This is a genomic window from Tunicatimonas sp. (assembly GCF_049647865.1).
In the GTDB taxonomy this organism is placed as follows: domain Bacteria; phylum Bacteroidota; class Bacteroidia; order Cytophagales; family Cyclobacteriaceae; genus Tunicatimonas.
Genome location: NZ_JBARYM010000402.1, coordinates 1 through 5,052, shown reverse-complemented (window position 1 = coordinate 5,052; position 5,052 = coordinate 1). Strand labels below are relative to the sequence as shown.

The 5,052-nt window shown below is 43.3% G+C and carries 5 protein-coding genes; all 5 read left to right on the top strand.

The window, feature by feature from the left end; translation table 11 throughout:
* Positions 1-194, top strand: a 194-nt coding sequence (locus WBA23_RS12030; RefSeq protein WP_424582525.1) for a hypothetical protein, incomplete at its 5' end; no start/stop codon positions are given.
* A 592-nt stretch (positions 195-786) separates the two neighbouring features.
* The gene (locus WBA23_RS12025; RefSeq protein ID WP_424582524.1) at positions 787-1,875 is read left to right on the top strand and encodes a DUF4198 domain-containing protein; all 1,089 of its coding nucleotides are present in this window, start codon (positions 787-789) and stop codon (positions 1,873-1,875) included.
* 3 nt (positions 1,876-1,878) lie between these two features.
* Positions 1,879-2,559, top strand: coding sequence for a HupE/UreJ family protein (locus WBA23_RS12020; RefSeq protein ID WP_424582523.1), 681 nt, complete (start codon positions 1,879-1,881; stop codon positions 2,557-2,559).
* Between the two features lie 331 nt (positions 2,560-2,890).
* Entirely contained in the window at positions 2,891-3,973 is a 1,083-nt protein-coding gene (locus WBA23_RS12015; RefSeq protein WP_424582522.1) for an SPL family radical SAM protein, read from the top strand.
* A gap of 111 nt (positions 3,974-4,084) precedes the next feature.
* On the top strand, positions 4,085-4,924 hold the full coding sequence (gene accD, locus WBA23_RS12010) for an acetyl-CoA carboxylase, carboxyltransferase subunit beta (protein WP_424582521.1): 840 nt from the start codon (positions 4,085-4,087) through the stop codon (positions 4,922-4,924).
* Positions 4,925-5,052 lie beyond the last annotated feature (128 nt).

Here is a 5,052-nt window from a genome sequence, read left to right as displayed (position 1 = left end):
GAACAAATAGTTTCACCGCCCTCTATGAAAAGGGCTACCACACTGGTAGCGAATTCTGCACGGCAAATGAATTAGGCATTGATACATTAGTAGCTATCCCTGCCATAGAACGCAAGAGCCAGGCGCCTGATCCAGCCTATAACGTAGAGAACTTTAATTACGATGACCGGACTGACACCTATACTTGTCCATAGGGTAGTACATTATCTAGTAATGGCAGTTGGTACAAAGCACGTAACTATCGGTTTAAGCAGTACAAGACCAAGGCTTGCGAAAACTGCCCAGTAAGAGCACAATGAACTACGGCCAAACAAAACGGAAAGATCATCCAAAGAAGTGAGTATACTAGCTATATAGAGGAGAATGCTGCAAAAGTAGTCGCTGATCCCGATACCTACAAAAAGCGACAGGCCCTTATAGAGCACCCGTTTGGAACGATGAAGAGGCAGTGGGACTTTGACAATATCTTGATAAAAAAGGAGCACCGGCTGCCAGTACCGACTTCGGGCTTATCACACTGGCCCACAATCTAAAAAGACATTAATTTAGGATGGGAATCAAAGAATACACTACCTACTTTCTCTAAGGTATTGAAAACCGTATTTGAGACTATAAGAAAGCGAAACGCAGTCTATCGGTCAATTACACGCACTTCTAAGAATAAACCCTTTTTTCAGCAAAGCCTTCTTATGTGTTTTACATTACGTACATTTAAAAAATTGAAGGTAGTTTTAAAACAGACTACCTCTAGGCGTAATGAATAACAAATTATCCTTAAAAAGAAATATGAAATTACCTATTGGAGCCATTACCAAGAAACTTGCTAGAGTAGAACATTCTACTTTAACGCTTCATCCCATACGTAGCCCCTTTTACGTACTGTTAGCTCTGGTTGTGCTGTGCAGTCACGATCTGTATATAAAAATGGAAACTTACTTCCTTCAGCCTAATCAGGAAGCCACCTTGAGTTTGTACAATGGAACGTTTGAAAAGAGCGAAAACATCATCACTCGTGATCGCATGCTGGATGCTTCTGTGGTTGTTCAAGGCAACAGGACGGCAATTAATCCGGATCAATGGACCGACCAGGATAGCACTATTTCACAATTAGCTTTTACCACCGGTGAGGCGGGAACGTATGTGGCGGGGGTCTCTACGAAAGAAAGAAACATCGCACTTACCGCTGAGAAGTTCAATGACTACCTTCGTCACGATGGCGTGTTAGACATGCTTGAACAACGTACTACCGATAGCTTACTAGGTCAGGATGCCGTGGAGGGTTATCAAAAACATGTAAAAGCAGTCTATCAGGTAGGTGACACTAAAACCGACGACTGGAATACTGTATTAGGTTACCCTATTGAGTTTGTACCCCAGGCGAATCCATACGAAAAATATAATGGCGAAACACTAGCCGTACAATTGTTACTAGCGGGTGAGCCATTGTCCAATCAACTAGTGTACGCTGATTATCTTCCAAGTGCGCATAGCCATGCGTCTGATCACAATGAGAGTGATCACGCACATGACCATGCCGATAGTAACCATAGTCATTCCCATGCGTTGGGGGCAGAGGAAACTCACACGCATACGGGAGGGCAACAATTACGCACCAATGATCAAGGCATTGTCACGGTTGATCTGCCAGAAGAGGGCGTGTACTACTTACGAAGCATTTACATGACGACCGTTACCAACCGCGACGAACTGACGCATCAGTCAAAATGGGCAACACTGACATTTGAAGTGAGTCACAAGCACGATGCAAGCACCCACACCCACGATGATGAAGGCGGCTTGCCTATCTGGATTTTTGTGGTTGGCAGCTTACTAGTTGTTGGATTGCTGTTCTTCTTGTTTAGAAAAAAGAACTAACGGATGCGCCGTCATACAAAGCGCGCCCTGCTGCTGTTCTTATTGTTTGTTCCGCTTCTAGGGTTTGCTCATGATGTAACCAGCGCCGATCAAGAGATCTTGCGTAGCGGAGGTTTATGGGCTTATATTCGGGTCGGTGCAACGCATATGCTTACCGGCTACGATCACCTGCTTTTTCTGGCAGGAGTTATATTCTACTTAAAGAGCTTTAAAGACATTTTGAAGTTCATCACTGTATTTACAATTGGGCATTGTATTACGTTAATAGGGGCAACTTATGCCGGAATCTCAGCGAATGAACATTTGGTAGATGCAGTAATTGCCCTTAGTGTTTTGTACAAAGGGTTTGAAAATTTGGGCGGTTTTGAAAAGTTGAAGTTACAATCGCCCAATCTGCTGCTTATGGTAGGGCTTTTTGGTTTCATTCACGGCTTTGGGCTTTCTACCCGATTGCAGTCTTTTGATATAGGACAGAGTCAGTTTTTAGCAAAAATTCTCTGCTTCAACGTAGGGGTAGAACTAGGTCAAGTGCTGGCGTTGATTCCTATTGTTTTTATAATAACGCTTTCTAGAAAACACCAACAGTTTCCCGCTTTCTACAAAGCAGTAAATTGGTACCTGGTGTTGGCCGGAATAGGGTTGTTTGTATATCAACTACATGGCTACTTTACCGGACACCACTAATGAGAGAAAAAGATTACTTTAATACTAAAGTAGATCAAATACGCCTGCCATTTTATATAAGTAATAGTTGGAAGTTCTAAATAATAAGGTTTGTAGCTCGCTTAAACCGCCTAGTATCTTGGCAGCCAATTATTGCGCAAACCACTACTTATAGAATTCCCCATTGTGTATAAATTTAATATATATTTTACAGTTTCATTAGTAAAATGGTATTTTCACACCAACTTTGACTCAAATTTATTATTAATTTGCTATTAAAATTATAAATAAGACTGTAACGATTTTAGCTAGGTGCTGTTAGTAATATGAATACTGACAAACTTTTAGCGACATGACTTTAGATATACCTACAATAGATAAAAAAGTAGACACTCGTTCCCCTCGATTGTGGATGCCCAAGCGAGTAGTGTTCACTCCCAAAGCATTAGATGAACCATATGGGCAGCAGTTGTACCAGCGTTTAGAGAACCTTGATTTGCCGATTGAAAAACTGAAGAGCAACCGTATTACCGGGGTGCGCGGCGAGAATGAACGACAAACCTACGCTACCGCTAAACGAACACTAGCGGTAGTTACTGCCCCGCCGAGTGCTTTTAAATTGCGGCCCATTCCCCCCTCCGCCGACTGGCAATATCACTTGGCCGAAGGATGCCCGGCCCACTGTCAGTACTGTTACTTAGCCGGAAGTCTGTCGGGTCCCCCGCTAGTTCGGGTATTTGCTAACCTCCCTAGTATTCTGGAAAATACCGTTCAATACGAGCAACCGGGCAAGACTACGAGCTATGAAGCCAGTTGCTATACTGATCCGTTGGGAATTGAGCACCTTACTGGAAGTTTAGCAGAAAGTATTCGGCATTTTGGAACTAGAGAAAATGCCCGCTTGCGCTGGGTGACGAAGTATGATCAGGTAGATCAGTTGCTAAATTTACCTCATAACGGACATACACGTTGTCGGATCAGTTTAAATGCCGAACCAATTGCCCGTCGGTTGGAAGGGGGTACAGCTTCGGTGCACGCTCGTTTACAGGCATTACGCAAGCTGGCTTTACCGCAAACGCACGGCGGGGGCGGGTATCCAATTGGGGTTGTTCTGGCTCCAATTATGCCCATTCCTGATTGGCAGAAACACTACTGCGAACTATTTGACCGCTTAGAAGAGGCACTTAATTTTGATTGCAACCTTACGTTTGAGCTGATTACCCATCGCTTCACACCGGGTTCTAAAGATGTACTACTGCAATGGTACCCCAACACCTCCTTAGATTTAGATGAGACGCGGCGAGATACAAAGCGAAATAAGTTTGGGGGCACCAAGTTCATTTTGCCGAAGCGCGAAATGCAAGCATTACGTAGCTTTATTACAACTGAACTTAGTAGTCGTTTTCCGCAAGCTAAACAACTCTATTGGACATAATAGTAGTAGTGAGTAAAAGCATGTTCATCCTATTTTTTGGAAATGAAAAATTCTATCTAACTTTGCGCGTCCTAATTAAGTTTACGAATAGCACAACTTGTTTCTATTAGTATGGCGTGGTTCCGAAGGAAAGATAAAGGGATTCAAACTCCCACTGAAGCAAAGAAAGAAGCTCCCGATGGGCTATGGTTTAAAACCCCCAGTGGAAAAATTATTCATACTCGAGAACTAAAGAATAACTCCTACGTAGTGCCCGAAGATGGCTACCACGTACGAATCGGTTCTAAAGAATACTTCGAGCTGCTATTTGATGATAATCTGTTTACTGAACTAGATGATAGTTTGGAATCAAGTGACCCGCTGGAGTTTGTAGATAGCAAACCTTATCCTGACCGAATAAAAGCCGCTCAAAAGAAAACCGAACTTAAAGATGCTGTTCGCACCGCGCACGGTAAGCTGCAAGGTCTCCCAATCGTTATTGCCTGCATGGACTTTTCGTTTGTGGGCGGTTCTATGGGTTCGGTAGTAGGGGAAAAAATTGCTCGGGCTATTGACTACGCTTTGGAGAATCAAGTGCCGTTTCTAATGATTTCTAAGTCAGGAGGAGCAAGAATGATGGAAGCAGGTTTCTCATTAATGCAAATGGCCAAAACTTCGGCCAAGCTAGCACTGCTGAACCAAGCGAAGATTCCCTATATTTCGCTAATGACCGATCCTACTACCGGAGGAGTTACTGCTTCTTACGCTATGTTAGGCGACTTTAATATTGCTGAGCCGGGGGCACTTATCGGCTTTGCCGGGCCACGGGTGATTGAGCAAACCATTGGAAAAACCCTACCCAAAGGTTTTCAAAGTTCAGAATTTCTATTGGAGCATGGCTTTCTTGATTTTATCGTCGACCGTCGCAACCTAAAAAGCCGTTTATCTACGTTATTGCGCATGTTAGAGTAAGTAACTGACCTTTCGCTTTCCCATTGTTAGGAGAAGTTCAAAATAAATTTAAAAGGTCTTAGCTTTCGGTTATGAAACGACGCGACGCATTCGAATTGTACACAGATTACCTAATTGCCTCTCGTGGT

Coding starts and splice junctions, on each gene's coding strand:
- WBA23_RS12025 (WP_424582524.1), top strand. CDS start 787: ATGAAATTACCTATTGGAGCCATTACCAAGAAACTTGCTAGAGTAGAA.
- WBA23_RS12020 (WP_424582523.1), top strand. CDS start 1,879: ATGCGCCGTCATACAAAGCGCGCCCTGCTGCTGTTCTTATTGTTTGTT.
- WBA23_RS12015 (WP_424582522.1), top strand. CDS start 2,891: ATGACTTTAGATATACCTACAATAGATAAAAAAGTAGACACTCGTTCC.
- accD (WP_424582521.1), top strand. CDS start 4,085: ATGGCGTGGTTCCGAAGGAAAGATAAAGGGATTCAAACTCCCACTGAA.